This window comes from Prochlorococcus marinus str. NATL2A, from assembly GCF_000012465.1.
In the GTDB taxonomy this organism is placed as follows: Bacteria; Cyanobacteriota; Cyanobacteriia; order PCC-6307; family Cyanobiaceae; genus Prochlorococcus_B; species Prochlorococcus_B marinus_B.
Genome location: NC_007335.2, coordinates 1625412 through 1647074, shown reverse-complemented (window position 1 = coordinate 1647074; position 21663 = coordinate 1625412). Strand labels below are relative to the sequence as shown.

The window sequence follows — 21663 nt, the reverse complement described above, 5'->3', positions numbered from 1 at the left end:
AGGTGTAATCTAATAAAAGATTTTTCATGAAGATTTTCTATTCAAGCTTCTGCATATGCCACTAATTGAAGATCATCATTATCTTAAAATTTGTGCTCAATTAGCATCCTCTTTAAGTATTAGTATTTCAGCCGCTCGACGAAAAGTAGAGGTCGCGGCAGCTAAAGAAGGCAAAAAAGATTTGCAATCTAGAAAAGAAATTGCTCAAAGTTTCCTTGAGCAAACTTTAAATGAGGATACAAAACAAAGTGTATCTGCCGCCGCATCATTTGATCAATTATTAAAGGCTCTAAAAGAAGAGGAGAATTTTATGCTTGAGGATTAATACATTTTTTGGATGAAAAAATTAATGATCAAAAATATTTGTAAATCTTCTTCTATCAAGCTCGGACAAAACTGGTACGCATTGGAAACATTTTTGGGCTAATCCCCATCTTTCTTCACGTTTCAACATCTCTTCAAGTTTGTGTTTTGCGCCTAGTAAATATCTAACATCATTTGAAGCATAGATAAGTTGTTTTTGAGTTAAATCACCAACTTTTCCCCAGTCACTGCTTTGAGCTTGTTTGTCTAATTCCACTCCAACAGTCTCCAAAACTACTTCTTTTAATCCATGCCTTGGACTATAAGTTCTTCCTATTTTACTTGCGATTTTTGTACAAAAAATTGGATTAACATTAATATTGAGATTACTTGCTAAGGCAGCGACATCAAATCTTGCAAAATGAAAGACTTTTTCAATTGTTTTGTTCTCAAGAATAGATTTTAAGTGTGGTGCTGAATGTTGATTTCGTTCTATACGAATACAAATAACATTATCAAATTCATCACATATTTGTATTAAACAAAGCCGATCTCTACCATGAATTAATCCCATGGCTTCGGTATCAACTGCTAAAGCTGAAGATGATCTTAAAGCAATCTCAGTTTCACTATCTATGTCTTGATCAAAGATATTGAAAGTCGAGGGTTCATCGGTTTTTTTTGGCATAATAAATTTAATGGAAATTTAATTCAGCAGAAATTTCTTTATGATCTAATTCTAGTACCTCAAATGATAAAAAATATTCAGTAAATTCAACGATGTTATGTGTTCAAAAATCTTTTGATTTCTTTAGCTCACTTTTGTAGCTATGTTTTCCAGAACAATTAAAATAAAAATGATCGTATTTTTGAGATGCAATCGGCATTCTCCTCAACTTTGTTTCTCACTATCCTATTGGCAATAGGTTTGGGATTCTTTTTGCGAGCTGCTAGTAAGGACCGCACAACAATTGTAGATGTTCAGTCCCCTTTGCCTCCCCTAGAAGTTTTGAAAGGCATTAGTTTTTGGTTGGAAGATCGTGGTTGGAAAAAAAATGGAGGCAATGTTGAAGAGAAAGTGTTGATCTTTAGTGGCAATGTTGCTTCTAGTGCTTTTTTGGTGATCTTTTTATCTTGCCTAGGAGGAGTGGGCTCAGCCTGTTTAGGCCTTGTTCTAATTCAGCTTTATCCCTCTTTGAGCTGGTGGCCTTTGCTACTAGCTGCTATTGGTGCACCTCTGGCTGGAATCATTTATCGTATTAAATCCAAACGAGAGGAATCATTAGAAGTTAAGTTGTTAAGTTCAGATCTATCTGATATGAGCATTTTACGAATCAAAGCTCATCGTGATGAGCTGATAGCAATTCAGTTGGAATTATCTGAAAGTCTTGAGCTTAGTAGCGAAAACTCTCTACTTTCTTCTCCTATTTAATTAGTATTAGTGTTAAGAAATAAAGTATTAGATAGTTTAAAATTAATAGTTTTTTTACTTGCTTTTTATACGTTTGCTCAACTTTATTATACTAGGAATTTTAGCTTTAAAGAAGATTTTGAACTAATCATCGGGGATGCTTCTAATCTATCTGCAACTTGGATTGGTAGTAAAGATGTAGATAAAAATATTCCTATTTTAGTATTAGCTGGCCACGCAGACTCTCAGGGATTGGCTGGTGCTGGCACACCTGGGGAAGCTGTAGATAAGTTTGGTTTGAATCCTATGCATCCAGAAATTAGTGATGAACTTTTTTGGAATTTAAAATTACAAGAATCAATTGTTAAACTTGGCAAAAAAAAAGGTTTAAATATCAGATCTTATGACCCAGGAATAAGAAATATAGATGATGCTAATGATCCACGAACGAATTGGTCAGTAGGTAAGAGATTCGCCAAACGTGGTGGGTATGCGATTGAGATTCATTTTGATGCATATGGTAAGTACGGAGTTGGTTCAGGATTAATCCCTCCTTTTTCTGAGACACCAAATAAAATAGACGAGTCAATTGCCAGGAAATTTGGACGGTTTCCTGTGTTATTTAGAGGAGGTTTAGGAGCTCCAAGAAGACAAATAAGGGTTCTTGAAATCGGGAAATTAGAGGGTTTATTAGAACAAAATCTCAGAAATTTAAAAACTAGGCAAAAAACAATAAAGCTTCTTGCAACTGAAATAGTTCAGGCTTTTTTAAATGGAATAATCTAGAAGTTCAGTATCTAATCTAATGCTTGATGAGTTAAACACCTCTTTTCCAGAGATTTATCTGTAAACCAATCTTGAGGCTTAGTAAATAAATCTGTTAATAGAGCCTCACGTGAATTTTCTTCTGGCTTATATCCATACTCCCATCTTGCTAAGGGAGGTAATGACATCAATATTGACTCCGTTCTTCCATTCGTTTGTAATCCAAAAATGGTTCCTCTATCCCATACTAAATTGAACTCAGCATATCTACCTCGCCTATAAAGTTGAAAGTCTCTTTCTTTGGTTGAAAAACTTTGATTTTTTCGCTTTTTTATTATTGGCTCATAGGAGGGCAGAAATGCCTGCCCGCATGCTTTGGCAAGTGAAAAAAGATTTTCCCAATTCAAAGAATATTCCCCTAGCTCTTTTGCGATTTTAGAGGCCTTCCCATTTGCATTTTGTCCTTTATAAAGCAAGCCGGATCCGTCTTGATAGTCATAAAAGATACCTCCAACTCCTCTAGTCTCATTTCTATGTTTTAGGAAGAAATATTCGTCACACCAAGGTTTGAAAACCTTATGTAGATCTTTGTCAATTGTGTCACATGCATTTTTATGGCATGAGTGAAAGTGACGCGTGTCAGATAGATATGGATAGAAAGGTGTTAAATCAGCCCCTCCCCCAAACCACCAAACAGGCCCTGCTTCGAAATATCTGTAATTAAGATGAACAGTAGGTATGTAAGGACTTTTGGGGTGAAGAACCATTGAGGTTCCTGTCGCAAACCAAGAGTGACCTTTTGCTTCTGGTCTTTGGCTAATGATTGAGGGTGGAAGTTCATTGCCATGTACTTCAGAAAAATTCACCCCTCCCTGCTCAAAGATTTGTCCATCTTTCAAGACTCTTGAGCGTCCACCACCACCCTCTGGTCTCTCCCAAGATTCTTCTAGGAATTTGCCTTCACCATCAATAGTCTCTAAGCCAGCGCAAATTTCATCTTGAAGCTCTAAAACAAGCTTTTTTGCTCGAGCTCTTGAATTGTTTGCCGGTAAATTGGCTTTATCTTGTGAGGAGGACAAAATTAATTGTATTTTGCTTTCTTTAAAAAAATACTTTCAAATGATGCACATTTCACACCAATATTGGAAAAGTTTGTATTGCGAATAGTTTTTACTTATTACTAAAGGCAATATCATTGGATCATGAGGTGGAATATGTGCCGAATTTTTTACTATCATCAAATGTAATAGAAATTAAGAATGCAAACCAACGATAAGGTTTTAAAAGCGTTTCATTCAGTCAAGGATGTCGGAAGTGAACGATCTATTGTGGAACTCGGATGGCTTGAAGTAGTTTCAGTAAAGCCACCGAAAATTGTTGTAAGACTAAATCTCCCTAATTTTGCGATAGCTCAAAGAGGTCAGATGGCAGTTGATATTAGGGAAAGCATTAAGTCATTGGAAGATATAGAAGAAGTACAAATAGAGATAGGTGATTCATCTCCATCTAAAGAGTCTCCTATTGGTCAAGCTGGCCACGGTAGTCAATCTCAGGGATTAACTGCAATACCAAAAGTGAAAAATGTTATCGCTATAAGTAGCGGTAAAGGTGGGGTTGGTAAAAGTACGGTTGCCGTGAATTTGGCTTGTGCTCTAAGTCAAAAAGGTTTTAAGGTTGGCTTGCTTGATGCTGATATTTATGGGCCAAATACGCCGTATATGCTTGGCGTTAGCGAAATAACTCCTGAAGTCAGTGGGTCGGGTGCTGAGCAAAAGATTATTCCCATTGAAACTTGTGGAATTGGAATGGTTTCAATGGGATTATTAATTGATCAAAATCAGCCAGTAATTTGGCGTGGCCCTATGCTTAATGGAATTATTCGACAATTTTTATATCAAGCTTCTTGGGGTGAACGTGATTTTTTAATAGTAGATCTTCCCCCAGGAACTGGAGATGCCCAACTTTCTTTGGCCCAGGCAGTTCCCATGGCAGGTGTGATAATAGTTACAACTCCACAAAATGTATCCCTTCAAGACTCAAGAAGGGGCTTGGCAATGTTTAAACAAATGAATATTCCAGTACTTGGAGTGATAGAAAATATGACCTATTTTATCCCTCCAGATCAGCCACAAAAATCATACAAGATTTTTGGTTCAGGAGGAGGTAGTCAATTAGCTAAAGAGAATAATGTCCCTTTACTCTCTCAAATACCAATAGAGACAGATACTTTTTCAGGCACAGGTAAGGATCTACCTGTCGTTCATACATCTAGAGATTCAATAACAGCAAAAGTATTTTTAGAACTTGCTGGAACTTTGTGTAATGCATTATCTGTTAAACAGTGATTTAAATTAATGATGGGTTTTGGTCGCAATAAAATATCTTCTTTTAAAATAGTAAGAAACAAAAAGATTTGGAGAGATATAGATTTAGTAATTTGGATCGTGCCTTTTATTTTAGTACATTTATCTTGTTTTTTAATTGCGAGCACTCAGAGAAATCTTGGAATTACAGATTGGTATCAACATGCAATTATTGCTTATATAGGTACATTAATTATTTATTTTTTAGCTCAAGTTCCTTTGCAAGATTTACGAAAATATACTCTAACAATATATTTTTTGACTATTTCAACACTTTTATATGTGAATTTTAGTGGTACTTCTGCCTTGGGAGCAAAAAGATGGTTGAGCTTTGCTGGCTTATATATTCAACCCTCTGAGTTTGCAAAATTAACCTTAATACTTGTCTTGGCTTCTATCTTAGATCAAAAAAGGTTTTCAGATTTATCCCATTTAATGAAACCTTTATTCGTTTCCTTTTTGCCTTGGATTTTGGTTTTTATACAACCTGATCTTGGTACATCTCTTGTTTTTGGAGCCATACTTCTTGGAATGTTGTATTGGGCGGGGATGCCATATGAGTGGGCATTTATTATTTTGGCTACTTTGGTTACGGGATTACTTGCATACGTATATCAATTTGGACTTTTTATTTGGATCCCAATCATTGGTTTTTTGTCTTATAAGTCTCTGCCACATCAAAAAAAATTACTAACTTTATTAGTTGTCTTTTTTCATTCATTAATAGCGAAAATCTCTCCTTGGATTTGGGAATCTGTTTTAAGAGATTACCAAAAAGATCGACTAATCCTTTTTCTTAATCCTAGCCAAGATCCTTTAGGTGGTGGATATCACATGCTTCAAAGCAAAATAGGCATTGGATCTGGAGGATTGCTGGGATCAGGTCTGATGCAAGGTCAATTAACTAAATTAAAATTTATTCCAGAGCAACATACAGATTTCATTTTTAGTGCTCTTGGAGAAGAGACAGGCTTTTTAGGAACTTTATTGGTCTCATTTTTATTTTTTATTCTAATCTTGCGATTAATAAAGATAGCTATTGATGCGCGTACTGATTTTGAATCATTGATTGTGATTGGAATAACTTCAATGTTTATCTTTCAAATTATGGTCAATATATTTATGACTATTGGCCTAGGCCCTGTGACTGGAATCCCTTTACCTTTTATGAGCTATGGAAGAACTGCGTTATTTGTCAATTTTATTAGTCTGGGCTTTTGTTTATCAGTGTCTAGACGAGGTCAGTCAGTAAGAAGAAATCTTTGACTAGATACTTTTGCTTAGGTGTTTTTCTAAACGCATTTATTTAGTCAATATAGAGCCTTTAGTATCATTAGGGTTAATACCAATACCATCTTGAGGTTAAGTTTTTTTGTCTATGTAAAGGAAGGAATCCTCACTTTCAGATCAAACATTAGCTTCATTGAATTAGTTAATATTGAAAAGTAAGTTTTTAAGATTCATTTCTCCTTATTAAATCTTTACTCATAGACAAATTAGCTCCTATGAACTTAGTTTTCTAAAGAGATTTTAATTAACTTTTAATTAGGCAACTAAGCAAACCTCACGAGTTTTAACTCTACATTTTATGCTTTTTCATCCTTTAAAATCTAATCAATCAAATGGATTTAAAGGTTTGCATGAGGTTTTTAGGTTCTCGTGAGCACGCCTCTAGTAACTATTAAAGCCTTACAAAGAAGAATGGCTGAGGGTGTTCCTCATGCCACAAGCAGTGAATCCGCAGTAAGGAGAATGTGGTGGGCAGCTCTTGATACTCTTCAGTCAGACATTTTGTTGCCAATGAACCTTACAAGAGGTTTGTGGTTGTCTTCTCCGTTGCCTGCACTCTACGAACCTAAATTACTCAAGAAATTTCAAGGATGGGTGTGGGCACCAAAGGACTTGTTAAATATTTCAAACCCTTCTATGGGGATGTTGCCTCCAAGTAAATCGGCTTCGATGGATTTCCACAATGATTCTGCAGGCTATGAGCGCTTGTCTCTTCTTGAGGAAGATGGAAATGATCCATTACTAATAGTTATTACTCCTGAAATTCAAATAGCTTTGGCTCTGGAAGGTAAATCGCATGAGAGAAAATTATTAATGCGAAGTGATCCCGAGACTCTAAGTGATCTTTTGACACTACTTGATAATAGATTGAATACAGAGAATGTTGAACAAGCAAATAATCTCCGAAATGCACTTGGTGAGATGGGACAGCTAAAAACAAATGATGATTTATCTAAAGTATTTTGGCCTCTATTATCTCAACGTCTAGCAGATATTGCACCAAGTCTAAATATTCAAACTTTGCCAGACAATTTAATTAATGATCACAAATCTAGTTCAAAAAATAGTGAAATTTCCTTGCTAGAGGCATTAACTCATGAAATCAGAACTCCGCTGGCGACAATAAGAACCTTAATAAGATCTCTTTTAAGAAAGCAAGATTTACCTCAAGTAGTTGAAACGCGTTTGAAGCAAATAGATATTGAATGTACGGAACAAATTGATCGTTTTGGTTTGATTTTTAATGCAGTGGAGCTAGAGAGAAGCAAGCCTAAACAAACAAATTTAGCTTTAACCGATTTAGGGCAAATGCTCACAATGCTTTCTCCCGTGTGGAGAAGTCAGTTAGAGCGAAAAGGCTTGACACTTATTCTTGATATCACACAGGATTTACCAAAAGTTTTGAGTGACTCAGAAGGACTTGAATTAATGTTGACAGGTCTTATTGACAGAAACAGTCGTGGATTACAAGTGGGTGGAGAATTAACTTTGAAATTAAGGCCAGCTGGACAGAGACTAAAGCTTCAGATTTTAACCCATCTTACAGCTACTACTCATTCTGGATTATCAGAAAGTGTTTCCAATGAAGAAATTGGACCAGTACTCAGTTGGAATCCAGCTACAGGTAATTTGCAACTTAGTCAGGCTGCAACACAAAGACTTTTGAAAAGCCTTGGTGGACGTCTGACAAATAGGCGAGACAGTGGAATGACGATATTTTTTCCTGTTTCTGAATCAAAAGAACTTGATCTTTAAGGTTAATGTTGACGCGTGTGAAGTTGACGTCTAATGAGTCAAAAGGCACAAAATAAAGTGCTAATTTAAAAATATAAAGAAAAAGTTGATTTAATTGAAAGCATGACCGAAGTATTACCTGGAACACTTCCAAAGCACATTGGTAGCACTGGTGGGTTATTGAACTCCGCTGAAACCGAAGAAAAATATGCAATTACATGGACAAGTAAAACTTCTGGGGTCTTTGAACTTCCAACAGGAGGAGCTGCAGTCATGCACGAGGGTGATAATCTCATGTACTTTGCTAGAAAAGAGCAATGTTTTGCCTTGAATACTCAATTGAGAGGATTTAAACCAAGAATTGAAACAAGTAAAATATATAGAATTTATCCTGGAGGAGATAGAGAATTGCTTTTCCCAAAAGATGGGGTTTTCTCTGAGAAACCTAATGAAGGCCGCTTGAAAGAGGGCTACAACAATAGACGCATCGGTGAAAATCCTAATCCAGCAAGTTTGAAATTTAGCGGTAAAAAAACTTACGATGCATAAGTAATTCAATTTAAACTTGTGTTCCCTTTGAATATATATATTGGACTGCCATTATGCAGTCATGCTTAATTTAGATAAGGAAGAATTTATTTTGTCAGTGTCCAGCGGGGCTAATTATATTCCGTTGGCAAAAAGTTGGCCGGCAGATTTAGAAACTCCTCTTACAACCTGGCTTAAAGTTGGTAATGATGCTCCTTCAGGAGTATTGCTTGAATCAGTAGAGGGTGGAGAAACTATCGGTAGGTGGAGTGTGGTTGCATCAGATCCCCTTTGGAAAGTAGTAGTAAGGGGCGATGAATTAACTAGATGCTGGAGGGATGGAAAACAAGAAAAGTTTCATGGAAATCCAGTGGAAATCCTCAGGAAAATGCTTGAGCCTTATAAATCTGTTTCTTTGCCTGGCTTGCCACAACTGGGACAACTTTTTGGCATGTGGGGATATGAATTAATTCAATGGATAGAGCCCTCAGTGCCTACTTATGAATTATCAGATCAAGACTTACCTGATGGTATTTGGATGTTTATGGATAAAGTTCTGATTTTTGATCAAGTCAAACGCCTAATAACAGCTGTTGCATATGGGAATTTAAGTGATGGAGTTTCTTCTCAAAAAGCTTATGAAATTGCCTGTGAACAAATCAATGAACTGCAAGATTTAATGGCTTCTCCTTTAAAGCCAATAAAGTCTTTAAAGTGGAATCAAAGATCGAATAGATCTATTGATATGGCTGCTAATACCTCAAAAAGTGAATTTGAACATAGTGTTGAAGCGGCAAAAGAATTTATTAAACAAGGCGATATTTTTCAGTTAGTTCTTAGTCAAAAATTGGAGTCGACTGTTACGCAAAAACCCTTTGAACTATATCGAAGCCTGAGGATGGTAAATCCCTCTCCATTTATGGCGTTTTTTGACTTTGGTGACTGGCAACTTATTGGTTCTAGCCCGGAGGTAATGGTTAAGGCCCAAAAAACAGAAAAGGGTATTCAGACAAGTTTGAGACCAATTGCAGGTACACGACCTAGAGGTAAAAATGATTTGGAAGATGCAGCCTTAGAAAAAGATCTTTTAAAAGATCCCAAAGAACGAGCAGAACATGTGATGTTGGTAGATTTGGGTCGAAATGATTTAGGTCGAGTTTGTACCCCAGGTAGTGTTGTTGTGAAAGAATTAATGGTTATTGAAAAATATTCGCATGTAATGCATATCGTAAGTGAGGTTGAAGGCACTTTAAAAAAAGAACAGGATGTTTGGGACTTATTAATTGCTTCTTTCCCAGCTGGGACTGTAAGTGGAGCCCCAAAAATAAGAGCAATGCAACTAATTAATCAATTAGAAAATCAACGTAGAGGGCCTTATTCAGGCGTTTATGGGTCTATAGATTTAAATGGAGCATTAAATACAGCTATTACTATTAGAACGATGATTGTACGTAAAAAAAACAAAAATGGTTTTACTGTTGAAGTGCAAGCAGGGGCAGGGGTTGTTGCAGATTCCATTCCTTCTAATGAGTATCAAGAAACTTTAAATAAAGCTAAAGGGATGTTTACTGCTTTAGCTTGCTTAGACCCCCAAGATTTATGACCAACTTTATGCTTTTAAAGGGGTTTGAAGTGGAGCTTTTTACTGGTACATATGCTGGTAAAAATGTGGGTGTTGCATCTGCTATTACTGAAGATTTATCAGATTTTGTCAAAGAGCCGGATCAAAGAAATCTTGAGTACATAACTGTTCCAGATCAAAGATACGCTGTTTTAAAACATGCACTTTTACTACCAAGACAAAAACTTAGGAAATGGCTTGATTTTCAAAAACTTACAATTCTGCCAGGAAGCACACTTAGTCTTGGTAATACAAAAATTTTTGAAAGGTCAGATTTAGACAATTCTTATCACTCATTTATAGAAAAAAACTATGGAACGAATGTTGTAACAGCAAGCATTCACATTAATTTAGGTATTGAAAATTTATCCTTACTTTTTTCGGCCCTACGCTTGGTTAGATGTGAGGCATCATTATTTCTTGCATTAAGTGCTAGTTCTCCTTTCTTAGAAGGTCAGGCAACGGGTGCACATTCTCAAAGATGGGTTCAATTCCCTAAGACACCCTCTAATGTTCCCTTATTTGTGGATCACGCACACTATGTGGCATGGGTTGAAGAGCAACTAGGGCAGGGCAGTATGCAAAATGAGAGACATTTATGGACATCAGTAAGGCCAAATGGTCCAGAAAGACCTCATGTTTTAAATCGATTAGAGCTAAGGATATGTGATTTAGTAGCTGATGTTGACTTGCTTTTGGCTATTACAGCGTTACTTGAACTCAGAATTATTAATCTTAAAAACAACATGAAAAAATTTGATCCAATTGAAGCAAGCTCTAAAACACAAGAAGAATTGGCTTTATTAGCAGATGAAAATGACTTGATAGCAGCCCAATCAAGTCTTGATGCCAATTTATTTCATTGGAAAAATGGGCAACAAATCAAATGTCGTGATTGGATAAATGAACTTCTATTAGATGTAACTCCTTTAGCTAAGGAGCTTGATATGTTTGAGTTACTGCAACCTATTAAAACTGTTTTGACCAACGGAAATCAATCAATGATGTGGCTTGATTCTTATTCCAAAGGAGTATCAATTCAGACCTTGCTTCAGCAGGGTATCGGTGAAATGGAACTAGAGGAGACCAATTTCATGCAAATGAATTCAACCTATTAGTGACTAAGTCCGTAGAACTGCCTCATAATACGTGTATGTTGAAAAATCCTTCTAACGAAAATATCTCTAATCACTCGACAGTATGTGTTGAGGATCAAGATCCTGGATCTTTATTGCAACAAAGGCTTGAACTAGTGGAGGATCTATGGAAAACCGTTCTCAAAAGTGAATGTCCACCTGATCAAACAGAGAGATTATTGCGATTAAAACAATTAAGTGATCCTAGTAAGTCAAATCAAGACAATTCCTCAAAGGCAATAGTCCAATTGATTACAAAAATGGATTTGGCTGAGGCGATATCTGCTGCTAGGGCTTTTTCTCTTTATTTTCAGTTGGTAAACATTCTGGAGCAACGCATAGAAGAGGATAGTTATTTAGAAAGCATAGAAAAAGGGAAGTTAGACACCAGTAATTATAAAATAGATCCATTCGCTCCAGCTTTAGCTAGTCAGACTGCTCCAGCAACTTTTACACAATTATTTGAGCGATTACGTCGTTTGAATGTCCCTCCAGCTCAGCTTGATGGTTTGATGAGAGAAATGGATATTCGTCTTGTTTTTACAGCTCATCCAACTGAAATAGTTAGACACACGGTTCGCCATAAGCAACGCAGGGTTGCCACTCTTTTGCAGCAACTTCAATCTAATAGCTTGATTTCCGAATCAGAGAAAGAAATATTTAGGTTGCAGCTAGAGGAGGAGATAAGACTTTGGTGGAGAACTGATGAGCTTCATCAATTCAAACCGACTGTCCTTGATGAGGTTGACTATGCCCTTCATTATTTTCAGCAGGTTTTGTTTGATGCAATGCCTCAATTAAGAAGGAGACTGACTACCGCACTTGCTTCAAGTTATCCAGACGTAGAGATCCCTAATGAAGCTTTTTGCACATTTGGCTCTTGGGTAGGTTCAGATCGTGATGGGAATCCGTCAGTTACTCCTGAAATCACATGGAGAACAGCGTGTTACCAAAGACAATTAATGTTGGATAGGTATATTGCATCAGTTCAAGATCTAAGAGACCAACTCAGTATATCTATGCAATGGAGTCAAGTAAGTTCTCCTTTGTTAGAGTCATTGGAAATGGACAGAGTTCGTTTCCCTGAGGTTTATGAGGAAAGGGCTGCAAGATATAGACTGGAACCTTATCGCTTGAAGCTTAGCTATACACTTGAGAGGCTACGACTTACTCAACTACGTAATAAGCAGCTAGCGGATGCTGGATGGCAATTCTCACCCGATGGGAAACCGCTAATATCTACTAATAATAGTTTTGATGAAGTACTCCACTACAAATCTGTAGAAGAATTAAAAAATGAATTAGAGCTTATTAGAAATAGTTTGGTTAGTACAGATCTTACTTGTGAACCATTAGATACTTTGCTAAATCAAGTTCATATTTTTGGGTTCTCGTTGGCTAGTTTAGACATTAGGCAAGAAAGCACACGACATAGTGATGCGTTGGATGAGCTCACTCGCTATTTAGATCTCCCTGAGTCGTATGGAGTGATGAGCGAGGAAAGTCGAGTTCAATGGTTGATGAAAGAATTAAGAACTCGGAGACCACTTATCCCGCCTTCTTTTGAGTGGTCTAAAAGTACTCAAGAAACTATCTCAGTTTTTCATATGCTTCATAGGCTTCAGAAAGAATTTGGTACTCGTATATGTCGCTCGTATGTAATTTCGATGAGTCATACGGCATCAGATTTATTAGAAGTTCTTCTTTTAGCTAAAGAGTCGGGTTTGATTGATCCAACTTTAGGAGCTTCTGATCTTCTCGTTGTTCCATTATTTGAAACGGTTGAGGACTTACAACATGCTCCTTCTGTAATGGAGTCGTTACTACAAACTGATGTTTATCGCGAATTACTTCCACGAGTAGGAGAGAAAAAACAACCGCTTCAGGAACTTATGCTGGGATATTCCGATAGTAATAAGGATTCTGGTTTTCTCTCAAGTAATTGGGAAATTCATAAGGCCCAAATAGCACTCCAAGACCTAGCTAGTAGACAAGGAATAGCATTACGTATTTTTCATGGTAGAGGTGGGTCTGTAGGAAGAGGCGGTGGACCAGCTTATCAAGCTATTTTGGCTCAACCTAGTGGTACACTTCAGGGACGTATAAAAATAACAGAGCAAGGGGAAGTACTTGCTTCAAAATATAGTCTTCCAGAATTAGCTTTATATAATCTGGAAACTGTAACCACTGCAGTTATTCAAAATAGCTTGGTTACCAATAAATTGGATGCTACGCCAAGTTGGAATGAATTGATGACCAGACTTGCAGCTCGTTCAAGGGAGCATTACCGAGCCTTAGTTCATGATAATCCAGATTTAGTTCAATTTTTTCAGGTAGTTACTCCAATAGAAGAGATTAGTAAGTTGCAAATTTCTAGTCGTCCTGCTCGACGAAAGAGTGGTGCAAAAGACTTATCAAGTCTTCGAGCTATCCCATGGGTCTTTGGTTGGACTCAAAGTCGTTTCCTTTTGCCAAGTTGGTTTGGTGTTGGTACGGCTTTAGCTACTGAATTAAAGGCTGACCCCGACCAAATGGAGATGTTGCGAATGTTGAATCAGAGATGGCCATTCTTTAGAATGTTGATATCTAAAGTAGAGATGACACTTTCAAAAGTTGATTTAGATGTTGCCCACCATTATGTGGTTAGTTTGGGTGGAAGTGATGATCGGGATGCTTTCGCTAGAATTTTCGATATTATCTCAAGCGAATACAGCTTGACTAAGAAATTAATTTTAGAAATTACTGGCAAGTCAAAACTATTAAGTGCAGACCCTGCTTTGCAGTTGTCTGTCAACCTGAGAAATAGGACTATTGTCCCTTTAGGATTTTTACAAGTAGCTCTTCTCAAGCGATTAAGAGATCAGAATCGTCAACCACCAATTAGTGAAGATGTAAGTATTGACTCTACTCAAAGTTCTCGTACATATAGTCGTAGTGAATTATTGCGTGGTGCATTGTTGACTATCAATGGTATCGCTGCAGGTATGAGAAACACAGGATGACATGCTTGGATTAAATTCAGCAAATAAATGCCCTCAAATTCCCGAGGGCTTTCTTCTACTTCGGAGCGAACTAATTTCTATACGTAAAATAAATAGGCTGCTATCAAGGTGTAACCAAGATACTCATCAACCAAGAAAACTAGAATTGGCTTTGAAAAATAGTGATTTTTATTTGACTCTCATTCGAAAAACTCCTGAGAATCTTGTAGGATTTGTCCGTGTTACTAGTGATAAAGGTTTAAATGCAAATTTGTGGGATTTAGTTGCAGAGCCAGGTGATCAACAAGAAAAGTACATGTCTATTATAGTTTTTAAGGCAATTGAAATAATTAGAAGGGAGTTACCAGGCTGCAGTATTTCTGTTGCTGCTCCATTAATTTCTCTTGATTCATTGAAAGCCAATGGATTTTTATTGGATCCAAATGGTATTAAAACAATGGGATTCAGACTTTGAAAAATTCAATTTACGAGCATGGAGGGACTCGAACCCCCGACTCTCAGAACCGGAATCTGATGCTCTATCCAACTGAGCTACATGCCCAACGAGGGGTGTTATTAAAAAAGGTCAAATAACTAGACCTTATTAAAATTAGCTTACATACAAATTCCATAGAGAAACATTCAACTTCATCAGTTAGAACTTAATAATTTTCGAAATTATCGAGGTTTTCAGTTGGAGTTAACTGAAAACAGATTGATAGTCATAGGTCAAAATGGAGTTGGTAAATCTAATCTTCTTGAATCCATAGAGCTCCTGTCTAGTTTACGTTCTCATCGATCGAATCGGAATCAAGATTTAATTTATTGGGATCAAGATCAGGCTTGCTTATCTGCAATGATTGAAGATGATCAAAAACTTTCTTTAGAGCTAAATAGAAAAGGTGGAAGAAAAGCCTACAAAAATGACAAACTTTTAAATCGTCAAATTGATTTGATTGGACCAATGAGAAGCGTAGGCTTTAGTGCTCTTGATCTAGAATTAATTAGAGGAGAACCTTCTCTTAGAAGACATTGGCTGGATAGAATTGTCCAGCAACTGGAACCTATTTATTCTGATTTGATAGGAAGGTTTTCTAGATTGCTGAGGCAAAGAAGTCAGCTTTGGCGTAATTTGAGCCTTGAATCGAGCAAGGATCAAAATATTTTATTGGATTCTTTTGATATGCAAATGGCTTTAGTGAGTACAAGAATTCATCGAAGACGTAGGCGTATTTTAGATCGTCTACTTCCTATCGCTTCAAGCTGGCAACAACATCTTAGTAACAGTCAAGAGAATCTAGATATTACATATTTGCCAGGTAGTAAACTAGAGGCTGAAGAGAGTGAAAGGCTTTGGAGGGAGAGTATTGAACGTCAACTTTTAGAAATGAGGTCTGAGGAAGAGATAACGGGTAATTGTAGAGTCGGCCCTCATCGTGATGATGTACAGTTTTCAATAAATGATGTAGATGCCAGACGTTTTGGTTCTGCTGGTCAGCAGAGAACTATTGTATTGTCTTTGAAATTGGCCGAATTAGAATTAATTAAAATGGTTTATGGCAAATCTCCAATATTGCTTTTAGATGATGTTTTGGCTGAGCTAGATCCCAAGCGTCAATTATTGCTTTTAGAGGCTGTTGGTCAAAAACATCAGTGTTTAATCAGTGCAACACATCTGGAATCTTTTGAGGGTGAATGGGTACGAAACTCACAATTAATGGAATTGGATTCTTTTAGTTGAAACTATTGGTCAGTTATTGTGGAAATGATTTTTGGATAATATGGAACCTTTTTTTTCTGAATTGCATCCAAATCCTGGATGGGGTGACTCTTTCAAGTCAAAAGATATAGATACTATACAATTTAATTCTAGTGAGAATATTGGACGGCACTGCATACTTGAACTCTACCAATGTGATCACGCGAGACTTAATGATGAAGCTTTTATAAGGACATCTATTACATCATCGGCCAAAATTGCTGGTGCAACACTCATGAATTTGGTGACACATAGCTTTAAACCTCAAGGAGTAACTGGACTAGCTTTATTGGCTGAATCTCATATTTCAATACATACATGGCCTGAGATTGGTTATGCAGCTATTGATGTTTTCACTTGTGGTGACCATACGATGCCTGAAAAAGCTTGTAAGTTTCTTTTTAAAGATTTTTTGGCTCAGCACTTTGCTTTTAAAAATATCGAAAGAGAGATCCCTGCCGGAATCCAAACTTTGCATCGTGAACCTTGACCACAATGAAAGATTAAAAATAAATCAATCATCTTTTCGACATCGGAATTTATTGTCTAAGTAGTCTTTATATCTCTTGTGAGTTTTCCACTAATCAAACCCTCAAGATCTAGACTTATAGAATGGAAACCTAAAGATAAAAAATATTTAATTAATTTATTTCTTTCAACGATTTTAAGAAAGTTATTTATTTCATTTGCTGGTAATTCGATTCTTGCTGATAGGCCTTGACTTCTTACACGTACTTTTGAAAAACCTTGATTAATAATCCATTCTTCTGCTAACGCAATCTGCTTAAGCCTTTTTGAACTTATTTCCTCTCCAAAAGGAATACGAGAGGCTAAACATGGTTGTGCAGGTTTATCCCACCATGGTAAACCTAATGATTTCGAAATTGAACGAATTGATTTTTTATCTATTTCTAGTTCAGCTAGAGGTGATATTACTCCTGCCTGATTTGATGCTTGAATGCCTGGTCGATAGTCGTGAAGGTCGTCATAGTTCACTCCATCAAGGACTTGAGCATTATGGAATTTTTTTGAAATTTCAGTTAAATGTGTATGTAATTCTTGTTTGCATGCAAAACATCTATTGTCAGGATTTTTAAAGTAATTTGGTTGGTTAATTTCATTTGTTTGGCATTCTTCATGATGAATCCCAATCCAGTCTGCTTGAAGACGCGCTTGCTTAAGCAAATATGGAGCTAAAGAAGGAGAGACACCAGTAACGGCAAAGGCTTTTGAACCTAGTTGCTCATGGGCTATTGTCGCTACTAAAGAACTATCAACGCCTCCAGAAAAAGCAACACATACATAATTTATGTCTTTAATAAACTCCCTTAACAATCTTAATTGCTTTAGTTCTGAGTCAGTTAAAGATTCAAGTTGACTAAAAAACACTTTTTAAAAAATCATTGATTTGATTAAATTGAGACTCTTAGTCTCCTTCATCTGTGTATGTATTTTGCATATTCTATGACGTCTATTGTATAAGAAGTTAGGTTGCATACATAAGAAGCAGAATTATCGATTGTGGTTTCAAACGGTATAGGGATTACGACAGCATCGGAAAGCTTGGAACGTAGTCAAGGACAATTACATGTTTATGACGGAGAGGGTAAAGGGAAGAGCCAGGCAGCCTTGGGGGTCGTTCTGAGGACCATAGGTCTAGGTATATGTGAGAAAAGACAAACAAGGGTATTACTTCTTAGATTCTTGAAAGGACCTGGTCGCTCGTATGACGAAGATGCCGCAATAGATGCTTTGCAGCAAGGCTTCCCTCACTTGATTGATCAAGTTAGGACTGGCAGGGGAGAATTTTTTAGCGCCGATCAATCTACCAAATTTGATTATCAGGAAGCTCAAAGAGGTTGGGACATAGCCAAGGGGGCAATCGCTAGTGCCTTGTATTCAGTTGTTGTCCTCGACGAATTGAATCCTGTTCTGGATTTAGGATTATTGCCTGTTGAAGAAGTTGTTAAAACACTTAAGTCAAGACCAAATGGTATGGAAATTATCGTTACTGGAAGAGCTGCACCAAATCCTCTGATTAAAGTTGCGGAACTGCATTCTGAGATGAGAGCTCACAGACGACCTGAGATTAGTAACGATGAAATTCTTTTTGAAAATAATGTTGGTGGGATTGAAATATATACCGGTGAAGGAAAAGGCAAATCAACCAGTGCGTTGGGTAAAGCTTTACAAGCTATTGGTAGAGGAATAAGTCAGGATAAAAGTCATCGTGTTTTGATTTTGCAATGGCTGAAGGGTGGTAGTGGTTACACAGAGGATGCCGCTATTGCGGCTCTTCGAGAAAGTTATCCTCATTTAGTAGACCATCTTCGATCTGGTAGAGATGCGATTGTTTGGAGGGGCCAGCAAAAGCCCATTGACTATGTAGAGGCTGAAAGAGCATGGGAAATTGCAAGGGCAGCTATTTCAAGTGGTCTTTATAAGACTGTGATTTTGGATGAGTTAAATCCAACCGTTGATTTGGAACTCCTCCCAGTTGAGCCTATTGTTCAAACATTGCTTCGTAAACCTTCAGAAACTGAGGTGATTATTACAGGAAGATGCAAAAACCAACCTATATATTTTGATTTAGCAAGTGTTCATTCTGAGATGGTGTGTCACAAGCACTATGCTGAAAAAGGAGTTGATTTAAAAAGAGGAGTTGATTATTAGTTTTAATTAATTTTTTTCGCTATTCCACGCATCAATACCTCCAAGAATATTAATACCTATAATTCCAAATTTGTTTAAATGCTTTAATGCAAGCAATGATCTTTTTCCACTTTTACATAATACATAAAGATTTTTTTTTGCGGTAAGGATTTTAATTTCATCAATGGCTTTACCACTTTCAATAGAGCTAAGAGGCATGAGTAACGAACCTGTAATTGAACATTGATTATATTCATTTTGGTTACGAACATCTATTAATAATATTTCTTTTGAAGATTGGCTAAGAAGTACTTTTAATTCTTTAATTGAAATACTTTCTATATCACATTCTACTTCATCTTTAACTTTAACTTCTGAACAGAAACTTTTATAATCTATTAATTTATGGATATTTTTATTTTCTGGATTAGATTTCAAAGTTAGCTCTTTAAATTGCATTTTTAATGCATTAAAAATGAGGATCCTACCGTTAAGTGGATAACCAATATTTGTTATTATCTTTATAGCTTCTGCTGCTTGAATTGTACCAATAATTCCTGGAAGAATTCCCATCACTCCTGCTTCAGAGCAAGATGGAATTAATTCTTGTGGAGGGGGCGTGGGGATAAGGTCTCTATAGTTAGGGCTATCTTCCTTCAAATTAAATACACTTACTTGTCCTTCGAATCTTGCGATTGAACCATATATATTAGGTTTGTTAAGTATTAGACAAGCATCATTAATCAGGTAACGCGTTGGGAAATTGTCTGAACAATCACATATCACATCATAAGCTTTAAGTATTTCCAAAGCATTACTACTTGTTAGCTTTTGATTGAATAAATCAACTCGACAAGAAGGATTTATTTTGCGTATATGCTGTTTGGCCGAATCTGTTTTTAATAGACCTATTGAATCTGTTGTATGAATGATTTGTCTTTGTAAATTTGAGTATTCAACGACATCAAAATCAATTATTCCGATACGTCCAATTCCAGCTGCTGCAAGATAAATTAAGAGTGGAGATCCCAGCCCTCCTGTCCCAATGCAAGCAACTGAGCTTGTCTTCAATTTTTCTTGGCCTTTGATACCTATCTCTGGGAGACTTATATGTCTTGCATACCTGTCAATTTCTTCAGAACTTAAATTTGCTTCATTCTGGCTTTGCTCCATTAATCAAACCTTCGCTGATTTATTTACGTTAAAGAAAAAACTTCAATTTTCACGCTATGGAATTTTAATTTATTTTTAATCCACCATGCTTTTAAATCTCCATCTTTATTTGAAATAACCATAAGACCAGGAGGTTGGTGGAATAATAGATCCATTTCTGAGGGTCTGTTTTCATTTAAAGGATGTGAGTGAGCACAACATAAAACTTCAAGATCATTCTCTCTTGCCCATTTCTGAGATGCAATTTGATCTTTAGCGTATATTTCGAAGCAATTTTTTTTGGATAATTGCAAATTTTTTTGGTTAGAAACCGCTTCTATATTTTGATCAATTAATCTCGATTCTTCTTCACCCCAAATGTTTTGACAATTCCATACGTGAGTTACCTCCCAAATATTTCTTTTGTGATCTTTAGTTAAGCTGTTTGTTTTGCCGATTAGAATACAGCAGCCTTCCTCAGGCTCTGCCGCCTTTAAAAATCTAGAGAGAACAGAATTTGTTCGGTTATGGAATTCAATATATTTTGGAATTTTCATGAAAAAAAATGATTTGATTCGGCATCCTCTCTATTTTGGTTCGGACTTATCTCTATTCAGCCTATGGCATTTTTTAAATTAATTCGATACGCTCAGTCCATAATTGCTTAGTAGCTTGTGTTCATGTCTGATGTAAATCCTGATTCTAAAGATGAATCAAAGGCAGGGAAAACAGAAGGTGTTAATTTTTCAGAACGTTACAGTGATGTAATGGGAAAAGTTAATGAATCTTTGAGCAAAATTGATTGGACTCAAATGGGTAAGTATGGCAAGGCAGCAGGGATTATTGCCGTTGTTGTTTTAGCTCAAGTTTTGATCAAGGTTGTTATCGATACAGTTAATTTTTTTCCAATTCTTCCTGGTTTGCTAGAACTTCTTGGAATTGTTGTTTTAGGCCAATGGAGTTGGCAGAACTTAACAACAAGTGAAAAAAGAACTGCTGTATTCGACAAAGTTCAAAATCTTAAGAAAGAGTACTTAGGATAAATTAATAACAGAGAGAACAATAGATCTGAGGTTTCGTTACACACGAGATCTCAGATCTTTTAGTATTTTCAGGGAATTTTCTTTGTAGGATCCACCAAATATATTTGCGTGATTAAGCAAATGGTAAAGATTATAAATATCATTTCTATCTTTTGAAAATTTATTTAGTGGCCAAATCTCTTCGTATCCTTTATAAAATTCTCTATTAAAACCACCAAATAATTTAGTCATTGAGATATCCACTTCTCTGTCAGCCCAGTAGCAGGCAGGATCATAAAGACTTCCTAAGCCATTTTTAGTACTTCCACAATTACCGGACCAAAGATCTCCATGAACTAATGAGGTCTTTGGCTGATGATCATTTAGATATGAGCTTAAATATATTAAAACATCCTCATAATCCTCAACTCTTACTCCCCATGCTTTTGCTTGTAAAAGTTGTGGCCTAAGACGATAATTTACAAAGAATTCTCCCCAGTTACTTTTCCAACCTCTTGCTTGGGTGCTAGAACCTATAAAACCTTCTTCTTCCCATCCGAAATTTTTTTTGCTCCATTCACTCGAAGATTTATGCAGCAGTGCTAAGCCTTTCCCAAGTACATTTTGTTGGCATTGTTTGAGATCTATCCATTCTAAAAAAAGTATAGATATATTTTGATAACTTATGAGATCTAGTGTTTCAGGAACGCAAATATAAGATTCATTAGCAAATCTTTTTAGAACTGAAAGACACTCACGTTCAAACTTAAACATATTAATATTGTCAATGTAATTTGATTTAGCAAAAACCCTCTTACCGTTTTGGAAATGAATGGACCAAGCTTTGTGGATACAACCTCCGCCTACCGGAATTATTTTTTCTATTAGTGAATTGCTGCTTACTTTATTTGAACTTGAAAGAGCCTTTTGGATTAATTCCTCCATT

General features: G+C 36.4%; 21 protein-coding genes and 1 tRNA gene. 15 read left to right on the top strand and 7 right to left on the bottom strand.

Annotated features, from left to right (window positions below; translation table 11 throughout):
• The first annotated feature begins 55 nt into the window (after positions 1 to 55).
• Positions 56 to 325 carry a hypothetical protein gene (locus PMN2A_RS09050; RefSeq protein WP_011295502.1) on the top strand — a complete coding sequence of 90 codons (270 nt, stop codon included), beginning with the start codon at positions 56 to 58 and terminating at the stop codon, positions 323 to 325.
• A 21-nt stretch (positions 326 to 346) separates the two neighbouring features.
• Here PMN2A_RS09050 and PMN2A_RS09045 read toward each other — a convergent pair whose 3' ends face one another.
• Positions 347 to 991, bottom strand: a complete 645-nt coding sequence (locus PMN2A_RS09045; RefSeq protein ID WP_011295501.1) for a ribonuclease D — start codon at positions 989 to 991, stop codon at positions 347 to 349.
• Positions 992 to 1177: 186 nt separating this feature from the next.
• On the opposite strand from PMN2A_RS09045, the gene PMN2A_RS09040 reads away from it, so the two are divergent.
• Positions 1178 to 1735, top strand: a complete 558-nt coding sequence (locus tag PMN2A_RS09040; protein ID WP_011295500.1) for a cofactor assembly of complex C subunit B — start codon at positions 1178 to 1180, stop codon at positions 1733 to 1735.
• A 9-nt stretch (positions 1736 to 1744) separates the two neighbouring features.
• Entirely contained in the window at positions 1745 to 2500 is a 756-nt protein-coding gene (locus PMN2A_RS09035) for a hypothetical protein (protein ID WP_011295499.1), read from the top strand.
• Between the two features lie 11 nt (positions 2501 to 2511).
• Here PMN2A_RS09035 and hemF read toward each other — a convergent pair whose 3' ends face one another.
• Positions 2512 to 3558 (bottom strand): oxygen-dependent coproporphyrinogen oxidase, encoded by a 1047-nt coding sequence (gene hemF / locus PMN2A_RS09030; RefSeq protein ID WP_011295498.1) that lies wholly within the window; start codon positions 3556 to 3558, stop codon positions 2512 to 2514.
• 180 nt (positions 3559 to 3738) lie between these two features.
• On the opposite strand from hemF, the gene PMN2A_RS09025 reads away from it, so the two are divergent.
• The 8 genes from PMN2A_RS09025 (at position 3739) to PMN2A_RS08990 (ending at position 14607) form a co-directional block, all read left to right on the top strand.
• Positions 3739 to 4824, top strand: a complete 1086-nt coding sequence (locus tag PMN2A_RS09025) for an Mrp/NBP35 family ATP-binding protein (RefSeq protein ID WP_011295497.1) — start codon at positions 3739 to 3741, stop codon at positions 4822 to 4824.
• 9 nt (positions 4825 to 4833) lie between these two features.
• Positions 4834 to 6108 carry a rod shape-determining protein RodA gene (rodA, locus tag PMN2A_RS09020; RefSeq protein WP_011295496.1) on the top strand — a complete coding sequence of 425 codons (1275 nt, stop codon included), beginning with the start codon at positions 4834 to 4836 and terminating at the stop codon, positions 6106 to 6108.
• A 393-nt stretch (positions 6109 to 6501) separates the two neighbouring features.
• Positions 6502 to 7887, top strand: coding sequence for a sensor histidine kinase (locus tag PMN2A_RS09015; protein ID WP_011295495.1), 1386 nt, complete (start codon positions 6502 to 6504; stop codon positions 7885 to 7887).
• Between the two features lie 102 nt (positions 7888 to 7989).
• Positions 7990 to 8415: a photosystem I reaction center subunit II gene (gene psaD, locus PMN2A_RS09010; RefSeq protein WP_011295494.1), complete on the top strand. Its 426-nt coding sequence runs from the start codon at positions 7990 to 7992 to the stop codon at positions 8413 to 8415.
• 61 nt (positions 8416 to 8476) lie between these two features.
• Positions 8477 to 9997: an anthranilate synthase component I family protein gene (locus PMN2A_RS09005; RefSeq protein WP_011295493.1), complete on the top strand. Its 1521-nt coding sequence runs from the start codon at positions 8477 to 8479 to the stop codon at positions 9995 to 9997.
• Positions 9994 to 11133 carry a glutamate--cysteine ligase gene (gshA, locus tag PMN2A_RS09000; RefSeq protein WP_011295492.1) on the top strand — a complete coding sequence of 380 codons (1140 nt, stop codon included), beginning with the start codon at positions 9994 to 9996 and terminating at the stop codon, positions 11131 to 11133. The genes PMN2A_RS09005 and gshA overlap by 4 nt, the downstream gene beginning before the upstream one ends.
• A 35-nt stretch (positions 11134 to 11168) precedes the next feature.
• Entirely contained in the window at positions 11169 to 14153 is a 2985-nt protein-coding gene (ppc, locus tag PMN2A_RS08995; protein ID WP_011295491.1) for a phosphoenolpyruvate carboxylase, read from the top strand.
• Position 14154: 1 nt separating this feature from the next.
• Positions 14155 to 14607, top strand: coding sequence for a hypothetical protein (locus PMN2A_RS08990; protein WP_011295490.1), 453 nt, complete (start codon positions 14155 to 14157; stop codon positions 14605 to 14607).
• Positions 14608 to 14620: 13 nt separating this feature from the next.
• On the opposite strand, the gene PMN2A_RS08985 is transcribed toward PMN2A_RS08990, so the two are convergent.
• Positions 14621 to 14694: transfer RNA gene (locus PMN2A_RS08985), tRNA-Arg, on the bottom strand.
• 78 nt (positions 14695 to 14772) lie between these two features.
• On the opposite strand from PMN2A_RS08985, the gene recF reads away from it, so the two are divergent.
• Positions 14773 to 15873 carry a DNA replication/repair protein RecF gene (gene recF, locus PMN2A_RS08980; protein WP_071813642.1) on the top strand — a complete coding sequence of 367 codons (1101 nt, stop codon included), beginning with the start codon at positions 14773 to 14775 and terminating at the stop codon, positions 15871 to 15873.
• Positions 15874 to 15913: 40 nt separating this feature from the next.
• A complete protein-coding gene (gene speD / locus PMN2A_RS08975; RefSeq protein WP_011295488.1) occupies positions 15914 to 16381 on the top strand; it encodes an adenosylmethionine decarboxylase in 468 nt (155 codons plus the stop codon).
• Positions 16382 to 16437: 56 nt separating this feature from the next.
• Here the strand turns inward: speD and larE are convergent, their stop codons facing one another.
• The gene (gene larE / locus PMN2A_RS08970) at positions 16438 to 17280 is read right to left on the bottom strand and encodes an ATP-dependent sacrificial sulfur transferase LarE (RefSeq protein WP_011295487.1); all 843 of its coding nucleotides are present in this window, start codon (positions 17278 to 17280) and stop codon (positions 16438 to 16440) included.
• A gap of 132 nt (positions 17281 to 17412) precedes the next feature.
• Here larE and PMN2A_RS08965 point away from each other — a divergent pair, with 132 nt between their 5' ends.
• On the top strand, positions 17413 to 18564 hold the full coding sequence (locus PMN2A_RS08965) for a cob(I)yrinic acid a,c-diamide adenosyltransferase (RefSeq protein ID WP_011295486.1): 1152 nt from the start codon (positions 17413 to 17415) through the stop codon (positions 18562 to 18564).
• A gap of 6 nt (positions 18565 to 18570) precedes the next feature.
• On the opposite strand, the gene moeB is transcribed toward PMN2A_RS08965, so the two are convergent.
• Entirely contained in the window at positions 18571 to 19716 is a 1146-nt protein-coding gene (gene moeB / locus PMN2A_RS08960) for a molybdopterin-synthase adenylyltransferase MoeB (protein WP_011295485.1), read from the bottom strand.
• Positions 19717 to 19739: 23 nt separating this feature from the next.
• Positions 19740 to 20252, bottom strand: a complete 513-nt coding sequence (locus PMN2A_RS08955; protein ID WP_011295484.1) for a M67 family metallopeptidase — start codon at positions 20250 to 20252, stop codon at positions 19740 to 19742.
• Positions 20253 to 20375: 123 nt separating this feature from the next.
• Between PMN2A_RS08955 and PMN2A_RS08950 the strand changes: the two genes are divergently transcribed.
• Positions 20376 to 20738 carry a CAAD domain-containing protein gene (locus PMN2A_RS08950; RefSeq protein WP_011295483.1) on the top strand — a complete coding sequence of 121 codons (363 nt, stop codon included), beginning with the start codon at positions 20376 to 20378 and terminating at the stop codon, positions 20736 to 20738.
• Between the two features lie 36 nt (positions 20739 to 20774).
• Here PMN2A_RS08950 and PMN2A_RS08945 read toward each other — a convergent pair whose 3' ends face one another.
• A complete protein-coding gene (locus tag PMN2A_RS08945) occupies positions 20775 to 21662 on the bottom strand; it encodes a fructosamine kinase family protein (RefSeq protein WP_011295482.1) in 888 nt (295 codons plus the stop codon).
• Position 21663: the final 1 nt, after the last annotated feature.

Coding starts and splice junctions, on each gene's coding strand:
- PMN2A_RS09050 (WP_011295502.1), top strand. CDS start 56: ATGCCACTAATTGAAGATCATCATTATCTTAAAATTTGTGCTCAATTA.
- PMN2A_RS09045 (WP_011295501.1), bottom strand. CDS start 991: ATGCCAAAAAAAACCGATGAACCCTCGACTTTCAATATCTTTGATCAA.
- PMN2A_RS09040 (WP_011295500.1), top strand. CDS start 1,178: ATGCAATCGGCATTCTCCTCAACTTTGTTTCTCACTATCCTATTGGCA.
- PMN2A_RS09025 (WP_011295497.1), top strand. CDS start 3,739: ATGCAAACCAACGATAAGGTTTTAAAAGCGTTTCATTCAGTCAAGGAT.
- rodA (WP_011295496.1), top strand. CDS start 4,834: ATGATGGGTTTTGGTCGCAATAAAATATCTTCTTTTAAAATAGTAAGA.
- psaD (WP_011295494.1), top strand. CDS start 7,990: ATGACCGAAGTATTACCTGGAACACTTCCAAAGCACATTGGTAGCACT.
- PMN2A_RS09005 (WP_011295493.1), top strand. CDS start 8,477: ATGCTTAATTTAGATAAGGAAGAATTTATTTTGTCAGTGTCCAGCGGG.
- gshA (WP_011295492.1), top strand. CDS start 9,994: ATGACCAACTTTATGCTTTTAAAGGGGTTTGAAGTGGAGCTTTTTACT.
- ppc (WP_011295491.1), top strand. CDS start 11,169: ATGTTGAAAAATCCTTCTAACGAAAATATCTCTAATCACTCGACAGTA.
- PMN2A_RS08990 (WP_011295490.1), top strand. CDS start 14,155: ATGCTTGGATTAAATTCAGCAAATAAATGCCCTCAAATTCCCGAGGGC.
- speD (WP_011295488.1), top strand. CDS start 15,914: ATGGAACCTTTTTTTTCTGAATTGCATCCAAATCCTGGATGGGGTGAC.
- moeB (WP_011295485.1), bottom strand. CDS start 19,716: ATGGAGCAAAGCCAGAATGAAGCAAATTTAAGTTCTGAAGAAATTGAC.
- PMN2A_RS08955 (WP_011295484.1), bottom strand. CDS start 20,252: ATGAAAATTCCAAAATATATTGAATTCCATAACCGAACAAATTCTGTT.
- PMN2A_RS08950 (WP_011295483.1), top strand. CDS start 20,376: ATGTCTGATGTAAATCCTGATTCTAAAGATGAATCAAAGGCAGGGAAA.
- PMN2A_RS08945 (WP_011295482.1), bottom strand. CDS start 21,662: ATGGAGGAATTAATCCAAAAGGCTCTTTCAAGTTCAAATAAAGTAAGC.